Origin of the sequence: Ensifer sp. ENS11 (assembly GCF_014851895.1) — a bacterium.
Classification (GTDB): Bacteria; Pseudomonadota; Alphaproteobacteria; order Rhizobiales; family Rhizobiaceae; genus Ensifer; species Ensifer canadensis.
On the sequence record NZ_JACVAN010000005.1, the window covers coordinates 58833 to 78210 of the forward strand.

The 19378-nt window shown below is 61.7% G+C and carries 16 protein-coding genes; 11 read left to right on the forward strand and 5 right to left on the reverse strand.

What is annotated here, in order from left to right:
- The 4 genes from IB264_RS11610 to IB264_RS11625 form a co-directional block, all read right to left on the reverse strand.
- A complete protein-coding gene (locus tag IB264_RS11610; RefSeq protein ID WP_057216853.1) occupies positions 1–2307 on the reverse strand; it encodes a xanthine dehydrogenase family protein molybdopterin-binding subunit in 2307 nt (768 codons plus the stop codon).
- Positions 2304–2786, reverse strand: coding sequence for a (2Fe-2S)-binding protein (locus IB264_RS11615; protein WP_025430365.1), 483 nt, complete (start codon positions 2784–2786; stop codon positions 2304–2306). Before IB264_RS11615 ends, IB264_RS11610 begins: the two co-directional genes overlap by 4 nt.
- On the reverse strand, positions 2783–3646 hold the full coding sequence (locus IB264_RS11620) for a xanthine dehydrogenase family protein subunit M (RefSeq protein WP_057216850.1): 864 nt from the start codon (positions 3644–3646) through the stop codon (positions 2783–2785). Before IB264_RS11620 ends, IB264_RS11615 begins: the two co-directional genes overlap by 4 nt.
- A 73-nt stretch (positions 3647–3719) precedes the next feature.
- On the reverse strand, positions 3720–5105 hold the full coding sequence (locus IB264_RS11625) for a nucleobase:cation symporter-2 family protein (RefSeq protein ID WP_025430367.1): 1386 nt from the start codon (positions 5103–5105) through the stop codon (positions 3720–3722).
- Positions 5106–5265: 160 nt separating this feature from the next.
- Here IB264_RS11625 and IB264_RS11630 point away from each other — a divergent pair, with 160 nt between their 5' ends.
- The 11 genes from IB264_RS11630 (at position 5266) to IB264_RS11680 (ending at position 18082) form a co-directional block, all read left to right on the forward strand.
- Positions 5266–6162 (forward strand): LysR substrate-binding domain-containing protein, encoded by an 897-nt coding sequence (locus IB264_RS11630; protein WP_084814060.1) that lies wholly within the window; start codon positions 5266–5268, stop codon positions 6160–6162.
- A gap of 356 nt (positions 6163–6518) precedes the next feature.
- A complete protein-coding gene (locus IB264_RS11635; protein WP_192433666.1) occupies positions 6519–7289 on the forward strand; it encodes an aldolase in 771 nt (256 codons plus the stop codon).
- Between the two features lie 176 nt (positions 7290–7465).
- Positions 7466–8776: an amidohydrolase family protein gene (locus IB264_RS11640; protein WP_256435851.1), complete on the forward strand. Its 1311-nt coding sequence runs from the start codon at positions 7466–7468 to the stop codon at positions 8774–8776.
- A gap of 52 nt (positions 8777–8828) precedes the next feature.
- Positions 8829–9821 (forward strand): BMP family protein, encoded by a 993-nt coding sequence (locus tag IB264_RS11645; RefSeq protein WP_025430371.1) that lies wholly within the window; start codon positions 8829–8831, stop codon positions 9819–9821.
- Between the two features lie 75 nt (positions 9822–9896).
- Positions 9897–10991: an ABC transporter permease gene (locus tag IB264_RS11650; protein WP_084814062.1), complete on the forward strand. Its 1095-nt coding sequence runs from the start codon at positions 9897–9899 to the stop codon at positions 10989–10991.
- A 59-nt stretch (positions 10992–11050) separates the two neighbouring features.
- The gene (locus tag IB264_RS11655; RefSeq protein ID WP_375154964.1) at positions 11051–11974 is read left to right on the forward strand and encodes an ABC transporter permease; all 924 of its coding nucleotides are present in this window, start codon (positions 11051–11053) and stop codon (positions 11972–11974) included.
- Positions 11975–11979: 5 nt separating this feature from the next.
- Positions 11980–13524: an ABC transporter ATP-binding protein gene (locus IB264_RS11660; RefSeq protein WP_192433361.1), complete on the forward strand. Its 1545-nt coding sequence runs from the start codon at positions 11980–11982 to the stop codon at positions 13522–13524.
- Positions 13525–13594: 70 nt separating this feature from the next.
- Positions 13595–14509 carry a LysR family transcriptional regulator gene (locus IB264_RS11665; protein ID WP_025430374.1) on the forward strand — a complete coding sequence of 305 codons (915 nt, stop codon included), beginning with the start codon at positions 13595–13597 and terminating at the stop codon, positions 14507–14509.
- A gap of 200 nt (positions 14510–14709) precedes the next feature.
- Positions 14710–16056 carry an adenylate/guanylate cyclase domain-containing protein gene (locus IB264_RS11670; protein ID WP_192433363.1) on the forward strand — a complete coding sequence of 449 codons (1347 nt, stop codon included), beginning with the start codon at positions 14710–14712 and terminating at the stop codon, positions 16054–16056.
- 293 nt (positions 16057–16349) lie between these two features.
- A complete protein-coding gene (locus tag IB264_RS11675; RefSeq protein WP_192433365.1) occupies positions 16350–17378 on the forward strand; it encodes a four-carbon acid sugar kinase family protein in 1029 nt (342 codons plus the stop codon).
- A 2-nt stretch (positions 17379–17380) separates the two neighbouring features.
- Positions 17381–18082: a FadR/GntR family transcriptional regulator gene (locus IB264_RS11680; RefSeq protein ID WP_025430377.1), complete on the forward strand. Its 702-nt coding sequence runs from the start codon at positions 17381–17383 to the stop codon at positions 18080–18082.
- 173 nt (positions 18083–18255) lie between these two features.
- On the opposite strand, the gene IB264_RS11685 is transcribed toward IB264_RS11680, so the two are convergent.
- A complete protein-coding gene (locus IB264_RS11685; RefSeq protein WP_041692920.1) occupies positions 18256–19374 on the reverse strand; it encodes an iron-containing alcohol dehydrogenase in 1119 nt (372 codons plus the stop codon).
- Positions 19375–19378: the final 4 nt, after the last annotated feature.

Below are 19378 nucleotides of genomic sequence, written 5' to 3' on the forward strand. Positions count from 1 at the left end.
TCATGCGCCCTTCTCCCTCAAGGCTTTCAGAATGTCTTCCGGAGTGATCGGATAGTGGCGGAAGCGAACGCCGATGGCGTCATGGATGGCGTTGGCGATGGCCGGACCGATCGCGATGATCGGGTCCTCGCCGACGCCCTTTGCCCCCCACGGGCCGCCCGGATCAGGGGCCGCCTCGAGGATGATCGTCTCGATCTCCGGCATGTCCATCGACAGCGGCATCTTGTAGTCGACGAGGCCGGCGTTAAGGGACCGGCCGGTCGTCTTGTCGATCACGTAGTCCTCCGTGAGCGTATGGCCGATACCCTGCTGGATGCCGCCCTCGATCTGACCTTGCGCGGCGATGGGGTGGATGACGCGACCGACGTCATGCACCGGCACGACACGTTTGACCTCGACGATGCCAGTATCGGTATCCACGTCCACTTCGGTGAAATGCGCGGCGAAGGAGTAGGATTTGGTCGGCTCATAGGTACCGTTTGCAACGATATTGGCTGCAGGAATGCCGCGCGAGGGACCCATCGCCTCGGCCACTGTCATAACGCTGGTGGGATCCGTGATCAGGAAGACCTTTCCTTCACTGAGATCGACGTCGGCGGGCAAAACCTGCAGCTTCATTGCCGCCCGCTCCAGAACAGCAGCGCGGACCTTGCTGGCGGCCATCTTCGCAGCTGTGCCGACGAGATAGGTCGTGTGACTGGCAAACGCGCCGATATCCCACGGCACCACGTCGGTATCGCCGTGGATGATGCCGACATCCTCGAAGCGCACGCCAAGTTCCTCCGCGACAATCTGTGCCAGCGCGGTATGGGCACCGGTGCCAAGGCCTGCAGCGCCGGTCAGGAGGGTCACGGTCCCGTCCTCGTTGACCTTCACGGTGGCATTGCCCTGTTCCTTGATGCCCGGGTATGCAGACGACCCGTGCATCTCGCAACCGATGCCCCAGCCCTTGCGGATGTGCGGGCGCTTCGGGTCCGGCGTGCGGTCGCGATTGCGCAATGCTTTCCAGTCGACCACGTCGATGCCGTGCTTGATGCACATTTCCAGCCCGTGGCCGATGATCGGGTGGCCGGAGGGCGCAATGTCGCCCGCACGCACCGCGTTTCTCAGCTTCAGCTCGGCCGGGTCCAGGCCCAGACGCTCGGCCGCCTCGTCCATCTGGATGTCGAGCGCATAATAGCTCTGCACAACGCCATAGCCGCGGAAGGCGCCGTTGATCGGCGTGTTGGTGTAGACGCAACGTCCCTCCAGCCGCACATTCTCGCAGCGATAGAGCGAGGTGGCAGCAGTGGTGCCGACGATCGTCACTCCCGGCCCGTGCGAGCCGTAGGCGCCGGAGTCGTAGACGAGCTTCATGTCGCGCGCGACGATGGTGCCGTCGTTACGGAAACCCTGTTTCAGCCAGATCTTGCAGGGATGGCGGGCGCGGCCGGCAACGAAGGTCTCGTGCCGGGTAAATTCCATCTTCACCGGCCTACGCGTTTCCTTGGCGAGCAGCGCGCAGAGGAATTCGTGCTGGAAGAGGTCCTGCTTGGCGCCGAAGCCGCCGCCCATATGGTCGACGATGACGCGCACCTTGGTGAGCGGCAGGCCGAGGACTTCGGCAAGAATGCCGCGCACCATGAACGAGGTCTGCGTCGAGGTCCAGAAGGTGAGCTTGTTCGAACCGTCCCAGTCGGCAATGCAGACATTGGGCTCCATGTAGGCCGGATGCGGTCGCCCGCCGGAAAAGACGCCTTCGAGCACGAAATCCGCCTCGGCAAAACCGGCTTCCACATCGCCGCGGCTGACGCGCACCGGATCGAGCACCAGGTTACCGCCAGGCCCGACCTCGTGGATCAGTGGCGCGCCAGGCTTTGCGGCCTCCTCTGGCTCGAACACCGCCGGCAACGGCTCGTATTCGACTTCGATCAGGTCCAGCGCCTCGTCGGCGATCTCCTCGCTGATCGCGGCCACGGCGGCGACGCCCTCGCCCCAGAAGCGCACACGGTCGTCGAGGATATACTGGTCCTTGGTGCAGGAGGCTGAACGGGGATGTGGCGAGCCGTAATGCAGAACGCGCGGCACGGTCTCATGCGTCAACACCGCCTTGACACCGGGATAGGCGAGCGCCTTGCTGATATCGAGGCTCTTGATGCGGGCATGGGCGATTGCCGCACGCTTGATCTTGCCGTGCAGCATGCCGGGCAGTTTGACGTCGCCGGTATACTGCGCCTCGCCCGTCACTTTTTCGAGCACGTCGTCGCGGCGAACACTCTTGCCGACGATTTTGAAGTCGCGCTTTTCGATTGGGGTCGTCATGTTCATGATCTTGCTGCCTCCATCTCGCGCGCGGCGGATTTGATCGCGTCGAAAATCTTGGTGTAGCCGGTGCAGCGGCAGATATTGCCGCTGAGCCCGAAGCGTATGTCTTCGTCGGTGGGCCGCGGATTGTCGTCGAGCAGCTTCTTGGCCATCATCAGGATGCCCGGTGTGCAGAAGCCGCATTGCGAGGCTCCGTGCCGCATGAAGGCATCCTGCAGGGGATGCAGCGTATCGACGCCCGGCTGAAGCCCCTCGACCGTCTCGATCGCGCGGCCCTCCGCTTCGACGGCAAGCATCAAGCAGGCGTTGACCGGCTCGCCGTCTACGAGCACGGTGCAGGCGCCACAGTCGCCGACGTCGCAGCCCTTCTTGGTGCCGGTGAGACCGACGTCGTCGCGAAGCGCGTCCAGGAGCGAGCGGCAGGGATCAACCGCCATGTCGCGCGGCTCGCCGTTGATGGTGAGTTCGACGATCCGTTTCATGCGAAAGCCTCCAATGCCTGTTTGATGGCGCGGCCGGTCAGCACGCCGACCATATCGCGGCGGTAATCGGCGCTGGCGCGTACATTGCTGATCGGCGTGCACTCCTCCATCGCCTTCGCCGCGGCGCTCTTGACTGTTGCAGCGTCGAGCGCCGTGCCGCGCAGCACGCTTTCGGCCTGTCGCGCACGCAGTACGGTTGCGCCCACGGCACCAAGCGCGATGCGGATGTCGTTGCACACGCCATCCTCCATGGTCAGACTGACGGCGACGCCGACCGTGGAGAGCTCCATCGCTTTTCGGCGGCCGTGTTTCAGATAGGCCTTGCCGCTGTTTTCGAGCGCCGGCGGCACAGTAATGCCGGTGACGATCTCGCCCTTGGCGAGCACGCTCTTGCCAGGGCCTGTGAAAAATTCCGAAAGCGGGATCACACGCATGTTCGTGCGGCTGTAGATGTGCACGAAGGCCCCGTCGGCGATTAGCGGCGGAATCGTATCTGCCGAGGGTGAGGCGCGACAGATATTGCCGACAACAGTGGCGCGGTTGCGCACCTGGATGGAGCCCAGCGAAGCGAACGCGGCCCTAAGGTTCGGATAGCGCGCGCCCACCAACGGCAGACGCTCGAGGCGACCGACCGTCACCAGCGCGCCGAAGGTCAGGCCCCGCGTTTCGTCATAGGTGATTTCGGAAAGGCCGGGGATTTGCTTGATATCGACGACATTGCGCACGCGCCGCAGCCTCTCCCTGATCTCAACCAGAAGGTCCGTACCGCCGGCGAACAAAAAGCTGTCGTCGCCGAGCTCGGTGAGTAGACGAGCGGCATGCTCCAGCGTTTCCGCCCGATGGTATTCAAAGCGTCTCATGGGATTTCCCTTCGTTCGGGGTTCCGGCGGGGTTCCGGCGACGCGATGCCGCCGGACATGTGTCGGGTGCTCTTCAAATCGCGTCGGGCGCAGCGTTCTTAAGTTCAGGCTCCTCCGGCTCCTTGGCGGGAATGCCGTTGAAGAGGATGTTGAGAAGTGCCGCGGCAAAGGTGCCGACGAGAACACCGCTATGCAGGAACTTTTCGAGCGCCTGCGGCAGCTGGTCGAAGATCTTGTCGGCGACCACGGGCACCATGGCGAGACCGACGCTGACCGCCACGATATAGAGATTGCGCCGGTTGTTGGTGAAATCCACCTTGCTCAGGATCTTGACGCCGGTGGCCGAAACCATGCCGAACATCACGATAGCCGCACCGCCCACCACATAACTCGGGATGGATGCGCTGATGAAGGCGACCTTGGGCAGCGAGCCGAGCAGGATCAGGATGACGCCGCCCGTCGCCACCACCCAGCGGCTCATGACGCCGGTGATCTGCAACAAGCCGACATTCTGCGCGTAGGTCGTATAGGTGAAGGTGTTGAGGATGCCGCCGATGATGTTGCCGACACCATCTGTCCTCAGGCCGCGCGCCAGATCCGCCTGGGAAATCTTGCGGCCCGTCATGTCGCCGACCGCAAGGATCTGCCCGGTCGATTCGACCATCATCACCGTCATGACCGCACAGAGCGAGAAGATCGACCAGAACTCGAATATTGGCCAGCCGAATGCGAGCGGATGAATGATCCGGACCCAATCGGCATCCCCCACACCGCTGAAGCTGACCTTGCCGGCGGCAATCGCGATGGCGAAACCGACGCCGATGCCGAGCAGCACGGCGAGATTGGACAGGAAGCCCTTGAGATACCGCGTCATGAGCAGGATCGCGACGAGCACGATCGTTGCGACGGCTAGCGCGAAAGGCGCACCGTAGGCCGGGTTGGGGATCATTCCGTCCGGCCCCTTGATCATCGGCTGCCCGCCGGCCGCCCAGTTCACGCCGACGCGCATCAGCGACAGCCCGATGATCAGCATGACCGTTCCGGTGACGATCGGCGGGAAGAACCGCACCCATCGACCGAAATAGGGTGCTGCCAGAAGCGTGAAGACGCCGGATCCAATCACGGCGCCGATGACGCCGGGCATCCCAAGCTCCGGGTTGGTGCCCGTCGCGATGATCGAGGGAACCGCGGTAAAAGCGATGCCCATCATGATCGGCAGGCGAATGCCGACATTGCCGATGCCGACCGCCTGGATGATGGTCACCAGACCGCAACAGAACAGGTCTGCGCTGACCAGCATGGCGATCTGTTCCTTCGGCAGATGCAAGGCGCTGCCGATGATGAGCGGCACGGCAACTGCGCCGGCATACATGACGAGAACGTGTTGCAGGCCCAGAGCAAAAAGGCTCGGGATCGGATACATCTTTTCGACGGGATCCGTCGTTGCAGGATTGGACATTCGCTTTCCTCCCAGCGAATAGCTTCCGGCGCGGTGGGGCTTCGTGGCCTCGTGATTATGTCACCGCACGCCGTACGAGGAGGATCATGCGGCTGGCCAAATCAGCAAACAATCGGCATAATTATATTTATTCATCTAGTAACTGAATGAATGAGACAGCATGGACATTACGCTGAAACAGCTTCGGGCCTTCGTCACGGTGGCCAATCTCGGGCAGTTCACGCTGGCCGCCGACAAGCTCGGCTCATCACAGTCGGCGGTCAGCACATTGGTGCGGCAACTTGAAACCAATCTCAATCTCCGCCTCTTCGACCGACATACCCGTCTCCTGCGCCTCACCCAGGCCGGCATCGACATTCTGCCGGTCGCGTCGCGCGCCGTGGCGGACATCGAGGGCATGGTGGAAAGCTCACGGGAGCTCAACGCGCTTCGACGCGGCAAGGTCTCGATTGCGGCAGGCACCGTGCAGGCCGCGCTGCTGCTGCCCCCGCTGATCAATGCCTTCAGCAAGCTCTACCCCGAAATCACCGTCGCCCTGCATGACGTTGCCGAAAAGGCGGTGCTGGACTATGTCGCCAACGGAACTGCCGACCTCGGCGTCGGCACGGTGCCGGAGGAAGACACCGACCTGGTCGGCACCCGGCTGACGACTGACGAATTCTTGGTGGTACTGCATTGTGAAGATGCTCTGGTGAAACGCCCTGAGCTTCGCTGGACCGATCTTGCTGAGCGCAAGCTGATCGGCCCGCAGCGCGGCAACCCCATTCGTGACCGTCTGGAAAGCGAGTTGGCCCGTAACGGCATTGTGCTGCCGCTCGACAAGACGATGCAGGAGGTGGCGCTGCCGTTGACCATTATCGGCATGGTCGAAGCCGGCCTCGGCGTCGCGATCATGACCTCGGCGGTCGTGCGGCTGGCGACATCGATGGGGCTGATCGTGCGCACGCCGACCGAACCACTCATCCGGCGCGAGGTCAGCCTCATCCAGAAACAGGCCCGCTCGCTCTCGCCTGCCGCCCGACGCTTCCGCGACTTCCTTCTGAAGGCCGTGCACTAAAGCGCGTCGCGATCTTTCAGATTCGCTTTCCGCGCTTTAAGCTCTTGTTTTTGCGCATGTCGTTATCGCAAAACCGCTGCACGCTGTTGCGCGACATGCTTGAAGCAAATCCATTGCAGTCCAGCAATTCATCATCCGGCGCTGCACAAATACCGTGGTTGACCGGACAAAATATTCAGCGCTATCTGGTATCGCTGCTGGACTGCGCATTGCGTGGGCAGGCAGGGCGCAGAGGACTTTGTAGTCTTTTTCTGCGCGCGGCTTTCGACGCACCATCGCACCTCGGCCAGCCGCCGCTCCCAGCCACACCCGATCAGGAGCACCCATGGCCCACTCCCTGAAAGACCGCGCCGACCATTCTGAGGCCTCCGGCCGACCGACCCCCCCCCGACCTTTCCACAGACACCATCCGAACCGCCAGGGAAGAGCTCGCCGCCTGTTTCCGCATGGCGGCGCGCAATGGCTTTGAGGAAGGCATCTGTAACCACTTTTCCGCAGTTGTGCCGGGGCACGACGATCTCTTCATCGTCAATCCCTATGGCTACGCCTTCCGCGAGCTGACCGCCTCGAAACTCTTGATCTGCGATCTAAATGGCACCGTCGTCGAGGGTGAAGGCGAGCCGGAGGCTACGGCCTTCTACACCCACGCCGAGATCCACCGGCGCCTGCCGCGCGCCAAGGTCGTCTTCCACACGCACATGCCCTATGCGACGGCTCTGTCGATGACGGACGGTCCGCCGCTGATCTGGGCGGGGCAGACGGCATTGAAGTTTCATGGCCGCACCGCCGTCGACGAAAATTACAACGGCCTTGCGCTCGATCACCGCGAAGGCGCTCGCATTGCCGGAACATTGGGCGATGCGGACATCCTGTTCATGAAACATCACGGCGTGCTGGTGCTCGCACCGACCATCGCCGAGGCCTGGGATGACCTTTACTACCTCGAACGGGCGGCGCAAGTGCAGGTCCTTGCGATGTCCACGGGCCGCACGGTCTGCCCCATCGATCCGGCAATCGCTGAAGCCGCTTATCGGCAGATACGGGAGGGAGATGCCGCCTCCGCGCGTGCGCATCTCGCCGCCATCCGTCGACAGCTGAACGCGGAAGAACCGCAATATCGACATTGAACATCGGACGTCGCACGTCTTGGCCTGGATAGGTGGGCGTGCGACCCCGACCGCGAAGCGAACGGGCAAGGCGCCCCCAATTGTTACGAATTATTCATTAAAACATTGAAATAATGAATTTGTTTAAATTAACGGTGCGTGTTTAGTTTCGCCTCACAACAAAAAGGTGGGGACGAATGGCACGGGACAATTCAATTGCGTCGCTCGCAAACCTGGCCGCCGGTCAGTCCTTTGCGCTCACTGGCGGCACCATCATCCATGACGATGGCACGCAATCGATCAGCGACATCATCGTGGGCGCCGACGGGCGGTTCGTTGTCGTCGAACCCTTTCTCAACACGATCTCTTGCAGCGCCTGCGTCGACATCAGCGGCATGCTGGTTTCGCCGGGCTTCGTCGATGCGCACCAGCATCTCGACAAGACCGGCGTGCTGCGGTTCACGCCCAATCCATCAGGAACGCTCCAGGGCGCCCGCGAGGCTTTTGCCAAGTATGCTCGCACCGCTGGTCCCGACGACATTCACAAGCGGGCAACGCGCACGGTTGAGCGATGCCTGTCCCGCGGCACGACGGCCATTCGCAGCCATATCAACGTCGACAAGGATGCCGGTTTCCACGGCATCGAGACGCTGGCGGGCATCCGCGATAGCGCGAAAGACCGCATCACCCTCCAGCTCGTTGCGTTCATGACGCCGCACCCGGGCCAGGACTTCGACTGGCTGGGCCAAAACATCGACGGCGCGGTGGCGCTCGCCGATGCCGTCGGCGGAACGCCGGCCGTTTCCGAGGACCCGCCACGTTATCTCGACATCCTGTTTTCGGCCGCCGTCAAGGCGGGCAAGCCGGTCGATCTGCATCTCGACGAGCACCTCAACGCCAGTGTTCACCTCATTGAGGCCGCCCTCGACCGGGTCGAGCGCTTCGGCATGCAGGGACGCACCGTGTTCAGCCATGTCTCGGTCTTGAGCGCCCTGCCTCGCCGGAAATTCGAAAGCATCATCGAGCGCATCCTTGCCCTCGACGTCGGTGTCGTTACCCTTCCGGCCGCAAACCTCTACCTGCAGGGGCGTGATTACGAGATGCTGCCGCCGCGCGGGCTGACCCGGGTCGCCGAACTGCATCGCGCCGGTATCACAATCGCCACGGCCTCGGACAACATCCAGGACCCGTTCGTGCCGACCGGCTCGGGCGACATGCTCGAAATCGCCCGCTGGACGCTGCTTGCGGGGCACCTGCGCGGCGACGAGCTTGCCGCGGCCCACCGCATGATCACCACGGCGCCAGCCCATCTGATGGGGCTAGGCAAGGACTATGGGCTGCGCGCAGGCGCCCGGGCCGACTTCGTGGTCACAGATTGCCTCGACACCGACACGCTGATTGCCGGCGGGCCGGATCAGGCCTTTGTCTTCTCAAGGGGACGCCTCGTCTCAGAAACGACGACCGCGCTCATGCGCGTCGAAAACAGCCGCTTGAAGGAGGACGCATAACCGATCGGCGACTCCGGGGGGATTGAAACGACAATCTAATGGGAGGAATGAAATGAAGAAAACTGCATTTTCACGTCGCTCGCTGCTTGCGTCCATTTTCGGATTGGCCCTCGCCGGAATGATCCGGCCGGACATTGCGCATGCCGAAGACTTCAAGATGGGCCTTCTCGTGCCCGGTAGCGTTTCGGAAGAGGGATGGAACCGGATCGGCTACAATGCGCTGAAGGGCGTTGAAGACCAGCTCGGCGCCAAGATCAGCTATGTCGAGTTGCAACAGAATCCGGCATCCTTCGAAAAGGCCTTTCGCGACTACGCGAGCCAGGGCTACAAGGTAATCCTGGGCCACGGATTTGAATTCCAGGACGCAGCACTCGAAGTCGCACTCGATTATCCGGACACCTATTTCCTGATCTCGTCGAGCAGTATCCATGAAGGCAATGTCATCGGCCTCAACACCGATACGAGCCAGCCCTTCTACCTGATGGGCGTCATCGCCGCGAAGATGGGCCAAAAAGCGGGCCTCGTCGGCGGCATGGAGATCCCACCGATCCAGCAGGCCTTCGCCGGCTTTAAAAACGGCGCCAAGAGTGTGAACCCGGACTTCCCGATCAGCGAGGCCTATATCGGCAACTTCACCGATACGACGGCCGCCAAGGAGGCCGCGCTTAGCATGATCTCGCAGGGTGCCGATTTCGTCGTGCCGAACGCCTCGGGGGCCACCGTCGGCGGCTACCAGGCGATTTCGGAATCCGGGCCGGACGTGCGCTCTTTCTCGATCTTCAGCGACTTTACCGAGGTTGCGCCCAACAACATTCTCGGCCTCTACGTCGCCGATTATGCGCAGGGCGTGGTGGAAGTTGTGCGCTCAATTCACGAAGGCAGCCCGCCCACGCAAAACGTCGTCTTCGGGCTGAAGGACCCGAAGGTCATCTCCTTCACCTTCCGCGATGACGGCCCGGTCTCGGTGCCGGAAGACATCCGCGCTGAAGTGAAAGCGATCAGCGACAAGATCGCCGCCGGTGAGATCAAGACAGACACTCAGTGACGGGCCTTTCGCTGCGACCGGCCATGCCTGGTCGCAGCGAACCATTCAATGCCACACAATTATCGGGACCGATCCATGGAACAGGTAAACCAGGGAGCGCGTGATCACGTGTATCCTCAAGCAGCCCACGCTCTCTACCGGACGCTCTCGCAGGCGGGTATCAGCGCTGCGACCCCGATCGCCGCGGTCCTTGTCGCCCTTTCGTTCGGCGCGGCGCTTTTGTGGCTGAACGGCTTCACTGGGACCGACGTGGTTACGGTGATGATCATGGGCTCCTTCCAGGATGCGCGCTCGATCGGCGAAATCCTGCTGAAGGCGACGCCGCTCATCCTGATCGGCGCAGGGCTTTGTGTCGCCTTCCGGTGCAGCATCTGGAACATCGGCGCTGAGGGGCAGCTTTATGTCGGTGCGATCGCCGCCACCTTCGTCGGCACCAGCATCGATGGCCTCTCTGTCTGGATCCATGCCCCGCTCGTCATGCTGGCGGGCGCGTTGGCCGGCGCCGCCTGGGCCGGCATCGCCGGCTATCTCAAGGTACGCTTCCAGGCGAGCGAGATCGTCACCACGATCATGCTCAACTACATCGCCCTCATCCTGACGAGCTATCTCGTCACCGGGCCGATGAGGGACGCAAGCGCCGCCTATCCGCAATCGGCCCGGCTGGTGCGCGAGGCCTGGACGCCGCGCATCGTCTCGGACATGCGCCTCCATATCGGTATCCTCGTCGCCATCGTGCTGGCGGTCGCACTCTATATTTTCCTGCAACGCAGCAGCCGCGGTTTTGCCTTGCGCGTCGTCGGCCTCAACCCGGATGCGGCGCGTTATGCAGGCATGGACGTGCGCCGCAACGTGATGATCGCCATCTGTATCAGCGGCGCGATGGCCGGGCTTGCCGGCGCCTTCGAGGTCGCGGGTGTCACCCACCGGCTCTATCAGAACATCTCACCGGGCTACGGCTTCGAAGGCATCGCCGTGGCGTTGCTCGCCAACAACAATCCCCTGGCCGCGATCCTGTCGGGCGGGCTCTTCGCGATGCTACGGTCCGGCTCTGAGGTCCTCCAGATTACATCGCAGGTCCCGCAGGTTCTCGTCCTCGTCATTCAGGGCATCGTCATCCTGTCAGTCGTGGCCTTCGCCAAGTTCCGCGGTGTGCTGACGAGCCTGCGTTAGCCAAACCGCTCCCCGCAAGGGATGAAGATGATCAAGAGAGGTCCGCAACCATGGACGACATGATGTTTTTCACCTTCCTCGCGGCGCTGATGGGCGCGGCCTGGAGGCTCGCGACGCCCCTCATCTTCGCCTCGATCGGTGAGGTCTTTTCCGAACGGGCGGGGGTGCTCAACATCGGGTTGGAAGGCACGATGCTGGTCGGCGCGTTCTGCGGTTTCGCGGCCGCCTTCGCCACCGGCAGCATCCCGCTCGGCCTTCTTGCCGGCGTCGGCGGCGGCATGCTGTTCGGGCTGGTTTTCGCCTTCTTCACAATTACCATCAAGGCAGACCAGATCGTGGTAGGCGCGGCACTCAACCTGCTTGGCATGGGCCTCACCGCCTTCCTGTTCCGCACCTATTATGTCTCGACCGGCAAGGGCATCGAGATCGCCCAGCCGGTCCATATCCCCTGGCTCAGCGATCTGCCCTTCCTGGGAGAAGCCTTCTTCCGGCAGAACTTCATCGTCTACAGCACGATCCTTGTCGCAATCCTCGCCACCCTCGTGCTCAATCGAACCTCCTTCGGACTGACACTGCGTGCTGTGGGTGAACACCCCAAGGCCGTCGACGTCGCCGGCCGCAACGTCGCGACCTACCGGTACGCCGCAGTGATGGTCGGCACAGGTCTTGCAGGTCTCGGCGGCGCATTCCTGACGCTCGGTCATTCCAACCAGTTCGTCGAGGGCATCACCTCCGGGCGCGGCTTCATCGCGCTTGCCGTCGTGGTCTTTGCGAGGTGGTCGCCAATGGGGGCCTTCTTTGTCTCGCTGCTGTTTGGCCTCTTCTATGCCCTGCAACTGATGCTCCAGGCACAGGCGTCAATCGTGGTGCCTTACCAGGTCCTGCAAGCCCTTCCCTACATCATGACGATCATCACGCTGGTCGTGGTTCGCGGCAAGGGCGCCGCGCCGAGCAAGCTCGGCCAGCCCTACGAGATGAGGTAACGGACATGTCCACCAAACCATTCCTGCGCATCGATAATATCCACAAGCGATTCGGCCCCATCATCGCCAGCGACGGCGTGTCGCTGCAAATCGAGGAGGGTGAGATCCACGCGCTGCTCGGTGAAAACGGCGCCGGCAAGAGCGTGCTGATGAGTATGATCTGCGGCATGGTGCGACCCGACGCGGGCGAGATCGTTTACAAAGGCGCGCCCGTTCGCTTCAACAGCCCGCGCGAGGCGATCCGCCAGCGCATCGGCATGGTACACCAGCACTTCATGCTCGTGCCGAACCTCACCGTCGCGGAAAACTATATCCTCGGCCAGGGATCAGCGTTCCGGATCATCAACGACATGGACAAGATCCATGCGAAAATCCGCGAGCTCAGCGATCGCTATGCGCTCGACGTCCGCCCTGACGCCCTCATCGAAGATCTCTCCGTCGGCGAGCAGCAGCGCGTCGAAATCCTGAAGGCTCTGTTCAACGGCATCGATCTCCTCATCCTCGACGAGCCCACCGCTGTGCTGACGCCGCAGGAGACCGACCGCCTGCTTGGCCTGATGCGTGACCTGGCCGCCGACGGGAAGACTGTCGTCTTCATCTCGCACAAGCTCGACGAGGTGATGCGGGTCAGCGACCGTATCAGCGTCATGCGCGACGGGCGCGTGGTCAATACCGTCGGCGTCGACGACACGGATGCGCGAGGCCTTGCCCGCATGATGGTGGGGCGCGACGTTGGCATGGAGCTGGTCCGCGACGCTGCCGCCCCCGGTCGGCTCGTGCTGTCGGTCGAAAACCTCAGCTGTCGTAGCGAAACCGGGCTTCCGGCCGTGCGCGGCATCAGCCTTGATGTGCACGCCGGCGAGATCGTCGGCATCGCCGGCGTTTCCGGTAACGGCCAGAGCGAATTGTCACTGGCGCTTGCGGGCCTGTTGCCGGTGGATTCGGGCCGCGTCGTACTCAACGGCAAGGACATTACCGGCCTGGACCCCGCCCGCATCAATGCTTGTGGGTTTTCCCACATCCCGGAAGATCGGCACAAGCATGGCATCGTGCTTTCGCTCTCGCTCAGCGAGAACACCATCCTCCAGCGATACGACCAACCGCCCTTTGCCGCCCGCGGCATGCTCAATCGGCGCACGATCGGCACGCATACCCGCGATCTCATCAAGCGCTTCCGCATCAAGTCCCGCGATGAGAACCAGCGGATCGGCGACCTTTCCGGCGGCAACCAGCAGAAGCTGGTGGTCGCGCGTGAACTGGCGCGCAATCCCGATTTTATTCTCGTCAACCAGCTCGCCCGTGGCATCGACATCGGCGCGATGGAATTCGTCATGGAGGAGATGCTGAAGCAGCGCGACAGCGGCAGAGCGATCCTGCTGATCTCGACGGAACTCGAAGAACTCTTCGCGATCTGCGATCGGATCCTCGTGATGTGCCACGGCGAAATCCTTGGGGAACTGCCGCCGGACCGTTCTCGCCTCGAGGAGCTGGGACTGCTGATGGCAGGGAAAGCTGCGGATCGCCTTGAGCAACCGACACCTGCGGGCTAGACAGGAGAGGCCGCGCCATCGTTTGATGTAAACCGCACAACCGGCATGTTCGAAGGAGGGCGTCGCGTCCATGAATATAACCCTGCGGCAACTCAGGGCCTTCATCGCGGTGGCCGAACTCGGCCAGTTCAACATCGCCGCAAGGAACCTTCACCTCACCCAGTCGGCGGTCAGCATCCTCATCCGGGACCTGGAGTCGGAAATCGGTGTGCGCCTGTTCGACCGCCACACGCGCATGGTGTCGCTGACGCTCGTCGGGCAGGAATTCCTGCCGCAGGCCCGCAAAATATTGAAGGACCTGGAGCTCGCCGTCGGCGACGTGCGCGACAATGCCTCGCTGAAGCGCGGCCAGGTCACCGTCGCTGCGGCCATCGTGCTCGCCGCAACCATCGTGCCGCCGATCATCGCCCGGTTCCTGCGCATGTATCCGGAGATTTCCGTCAGCATCCGCGACATGCCCGAGGAGGCGATCAGCCCGGCGCTCAAGCGCAACGAGGTCGACATCGCCGTTGGCACACTGTCTGAAGAGGATCCGGAGATCACGGCCACCCCGCTTTTGCGCGACAAGCTGATGCTTGTGTGCCGGGAGGACCACCGTTTCGCCAAACGGAAGTCCGTGCGGTGGGAGGAGATGAAAGACGAATCGCTTATCACGCTGGCCGCCGCCAACCCATTGCGCAGCATCGTTGAGCATAACCTCATCCGCGTCGCTCCGAATTTCCGGCCGAAGTACGAAGTGCGCTTCTCAACGACCGCCATCAGCATGATCGCCGCCGGCATGGGCGTCGCCGTCCTGCCGGAGAATTCCAGCCAACTCGCATCCGCCGTACACGTCACGACCATCGACCTGATCGAACCGGACGTGATGCGAGATGTCTCGCTATTGCAGCGGCGCCAGCACAGCCTTTCGCCCGCGGCCGAGCATCTCAAAGCGGCCTTCGTCGCTTGGGCTGCTGACCGTACTGGATCCTCTGTCCGCGATTGAAACCACGGCAAGTCTCCCAACCCGCAATGCAATGCATGCGCACGACAGATGCAAAGCCCCTGGCGCGATCCCACAAGCTCTTGACCTTACCATCGTTGGAAGCCCCATAAGGGTCGCGTTACCCTTCATGGTACCGAGAGCATGCGAGCTCGGCTGACCGTGAGAGGTCCCGAAGCCTGCCCGCATGTCCAGAGGAAAACATGAGATCTTCACTCAGCGCTGACTGGGACTTCGAGCGGGAAACCCGTTCAATCCTTCTGCGGTTCGTCGCCTTCGCCATACTTCTCGCTAATCTCTTGCTGGGTGGGGGTGCAGAGGCTGAAGGGACCCATTTCGCCGTCATTATTTGCTATCTGGTTATCAGCATCGCATCTGTGATGAGCGCCCGCTTCCTGCCCGGACGATCCTGGCTGAAAACGCTATTTGTCGTTCTTGACGCACTGCTGGTCGCGTTGATCCTCTATGCCCATATCCTTGGCGGCCCGGTCACAGAGAACCACAATGTTACGACGAGCAGCCTCGTCGTCGCTTTCATTCTCCTCAATCATGTTGGCCTCAAGCTTGACCGTCGGCTGGTTCTTGTCTTTTCAGGCATCGTCCTTGTTGCCTGGATCGGCATGCTCGCGGTTACCGCCGCCAGGCATCACACGGCTGACGCCATGTCGTTCGTTGCTTACTTTTTCAATCAGGATCTTGGTCTGACGGTGAGTTATGGCTTCACCGCCTTTGCAATTTATCTCCTCGCCAAGGATCACGATAAGACGCGGAAGGAGGCTCTGTTGGCAGACAGGCGAAGCCTCAATCTGTCGCGGTTCTTCTCGCCACTCGTTGTCGCCGACCTTCAGGAAGGAAGTTCGGCTCTCGAACTCGAACGGCGCAATGCCGTAATCATGTTCGTCGACCTGCGTGACTTCACCAGCTTTGCCGAGACAGCACCCGCTCGCCAATTGGCAGCGGTGCTGGCTCAATACCGTCATCTCGTTTCGGGGATCATTTTCGACCACGGCGGAACCGTCGACAAGTTCATCGGTGATGGCGTGATGGCGGTGTTTGGCCAACCTACAGCGATGAAGGATGACGCAGACCGTGCGCTCGCTTGCGCTCTCGACCTGGTCGATGCGTTGAATGACTGGAAGCACCAGAATTTGGTTGGCGGGTATCCTGCCCTAAGCGCTGGCGTAGGGTTGCACTTTGGATCCGTCGTCGGTGGCGTCCTGGACAGCGGATGCCATAGCGAATTCACAGTCATAGGGGATGCGGTCAATGTCGCCCAGCGACTTGAAGCCCTTACGAAGGTACTGGGCTCACCGCTTGTTGTCTCATCGGCGCTGGTCAAACAATTGCGCAAGCCTGCGCCATCTGCACTGTGGACGGTACAGAATGAGGTTGCGCTCGCTGGCCGGCGGTTGCCGATTGACATCTGGTACTTGCAGACCGAGGCGGACAGCAGTGTCCCTTCCCCCAAAGCCGGCGGTTCAAAGACACCCCTCCAGAGGCCTTCCCTCCAGTCCTCGCCGTTTACAGCGCCAGACGTCGGGATTGGATAATCAATCCCTCTCGCGGTGGTCCTGACAAGCTCATCTATCGTTCGGGCAAAGACTTGCCAAAGATCAATTGGCACGCGCCACTGCCGGCCACTGCATTCTTGACCTGGGTTCCATCTGGACCGCGATCACCTGACGAACGCTGCGTTAGATTTCGTGTCACGGCGTCATTCCTCGACGGCCTTCAAACTGCCGGGTTCATCAGGAACTATTTGTAACTTGCAAGCCAAGACTCCTTGACATTTCAATCAAAAACGCAGGAATTAAGATAACAACAAATTCTTGGAGCTTGTTTCATGCTGGCCATTGTCGCCGATGATCTGACCGGCGCCCTGGATGCAGCCGCCCCATTCGCCAGCAGGGGCCTGCATACTGAGATTGCGCTTACCGTCGAAGCCATCCCCGGGGCGTTGAGCGAGCACCCGCAGGTCATATCAGTCAATATTGGCTCGCGGGAAATGGATGTCGTATCAGCGCAGCAAGCAACTGCTGCGACGCTTGCCGCGTTGCCGCCGGGCTCGCGCCTTTTCAAGAAGATCGACTCGCGCCTCAAGGGCCACATCGCTGCCGAGCTCGACATTATCCCTTTTCGCTCAGCGCTGGTTGCTCCCGCCATTCCGGATTTCGGACGGATGGTAAGGGCCGGCCATGTACAGGGCTTTGGGGTGGATACGCCGATATCGATTGCCGAAAAACTTGGCCGGCACGCGGGGAACATGACGATCCCGGATATCGCGACCGCGGAAGAAATGAGCCGCTCGCTTCAATCGGCCCAGGAATCGGGTGTGGACCTGCTGATCGGTGCACGCGGATTGGCCGAGGCACTGGCACGCCAAATGACCGGCGACGCAAAGGCGCTAGCTGCCGAGATCCCAGAAGGGCCCGGACTTTTTGTCATCGGCTCGCGTGATCCGATCACGCTAGCGCAGATCGAAGAATTGCGTGCCACGCTCGAGTCGCGTTATCTGCCGGCACCAAATGGCCGCCTGAGCGACACGTCTTCGGATGGCAGCTTGATCACTCTTGTGCAGGCAGTTGACGGAGATGTCGCAATTACCTCCCAGGAAGTCTCCCGTCTTCTAGCGGAAAGCGTCTTTCCAGCTTTGACACAGGCCGCCTCGACGTTGCTTCTTTCCGGTGGTGCCACTGCACAAGCCGTGCTGGACAAGATGGGGATTAAACGTTTCCGGCTAATGGGTGAGTGCATGCCAGGTCTGGGCTTGGCCTTCGCCAACGGACATTGCATCATCGCGAAATCCGGAGGATTCGGTCAAGCGGGGACGCTGAGGGAGATTGCGGGCAGAATGCTCCGCGACATGGGATGACAATGGGACTGGAGAACGGAACGACACGCAAGAGCCTGGCCGACCTCGTCTTCGAGCGGATGCATCGCGCCATTAAATCAGGGGCCTACAAGCCCGACGAACGCTTGCCGACGGAGCACGACCTCGCTGCCGAATTCGAGGTGTCCCGACCGGTCATCCGCGAGGCGCTTCGTCGCATCCGTGACCAGGGCTTGATCTATTCGCGGCGGGGCGCTGGCAGCTTTGTTCGTGCCGTCGGCATGAAGGAGCCACTTGGCTTCGGACAGCTGGAGAATGTCGCGGATCTGCTGAACTGCTACGAGTTCCGGCTGACGGTCGAGCCGGCAGCCGCAGCCGCAGCAGCGGCACGCCATGATGACGCCAGTCTTGGCGCCATTCGCCAGGCGCTGGAGTTGATGCGGGACGCGACCAACCGACAGTCGCATCGCGAGGACGCGGACTTCCAATTCCATCTGGCGATCGCGCGCGCTGCCCAGAACAGCTATTTCTCTACCGCGATGGAAGCCCTCAAGGACCATATTGCCGTCGGCATGAAATTCCATGGCGCGTCAGTCAAGCGCGAGACAACCGGCCTCACGCGTGTTTTCGCCGAGCACGAAGCAATCTGCGATGCGATCGCTGCCGGTGACGGCACGCAGGCAAAGCAGTTGATGCACGATCACTTGACCGGCTCGCGCGAGCGGTTGTTTCAGACGACCCGGTAAATCGGCGACACTCGCAACGCGAAGCGCCCCGACCTTTGGCCGAGGCGCTTGAAATTGGGCAATGGCCCAAGGCGCCTAAAGCGCAGTAGCCTCTCAGGTTCGCCTACTGCGCGTTAGGCACTTGTTTGTTGCGCATGTCGTTCTCGCCGCTGCGCACATTTCCGCGACATGCGTTAGAAAGCCGCCCTGTAGACCTCCAGCACCTCATCGACGCTCATATCAACAGGATTGTTGTCCATCAGGCGACGGTTGGCATGCGCCTCGCTGGCATAGAGCGGCAGATCGTTCGACGTCGCGCCGTGAGCTGAAAGCGACATCTCGATGCCGAGATCACTGCAAAATCCGCGAGCAGCGCTCAGAAGTTCCGGCGCCGAAAGAGCCTCGCCCAGTCCCAGCGCCTGTGCGACCTCATCCGTCTTTTCTGCTGCAACGGAACGATTGAAGGCAAGTACATGTGGGAAGATGATGGCGTTGGCCAGCCCGTGCGGCAGGCGGAGCCTGGTTCCCAGCGGATAGGCGATGGCGTGGCCAGCGGCCGTGTTTACCGGCCCAAGGCATATGCCGCCGTAATAGGAGGCAAGCATCAGCCCTTCGCGGGCCTCGGTATCTGTCCCGTCCTTGACCGCGCGTGCCAGATATTTGCCGACAAGATGGAAGCCCATTCGCGCAAACCCATCGATCATCGGATGCGCCCGACGATTGGTGAAGGCCTCGACACAATGGGCCATCGCATCGACACCCGTCGCCGCTGTGACGGCCGGCGGTACGGAATAGGTCAACTCCGGATCGAGAACGGCAAAGTCCGCGATCATGTACGGGCTTTCCACTGCGATCTTGTTACCTTTGCCGGGGTCGGTAATCAGCGAGCGAATGCCCGCTTCAGAGCCGGTTCCAGCCGTCGTCGCGACTTGAACCAGGCGAGTGTTGCGGCCGGCGACGCGATTGGGGCCCGCGACATCGACGAGCGTTTGATCCGAATCCCAAAGCGCGGCAACCAGCTTTGCGACGTCGAGTACTGATCCGCCGCCAAGACCGACAATCAGGTCCGGCTTGCACCGCCTTGCGGCCTCGAGCGCTGCATCCAGCGTTGCGATGTCGGGCTCTCCGGGTATCGCATCGAAGACAGTGACGCGGCCGGAAAGCCGCAATCGATCTGCAAAGCCTGCCGTGATCGGCGTTGCGATCACGAGTGCGGAGCCGGCTTCGGCAGCCCAGGCACCGACCTCTCCGACCGTACCTGCGCCGACAGCAAGCCGGCGTGGTTGATGAAGGGTGATTTGAGCAATTGTCATGGCC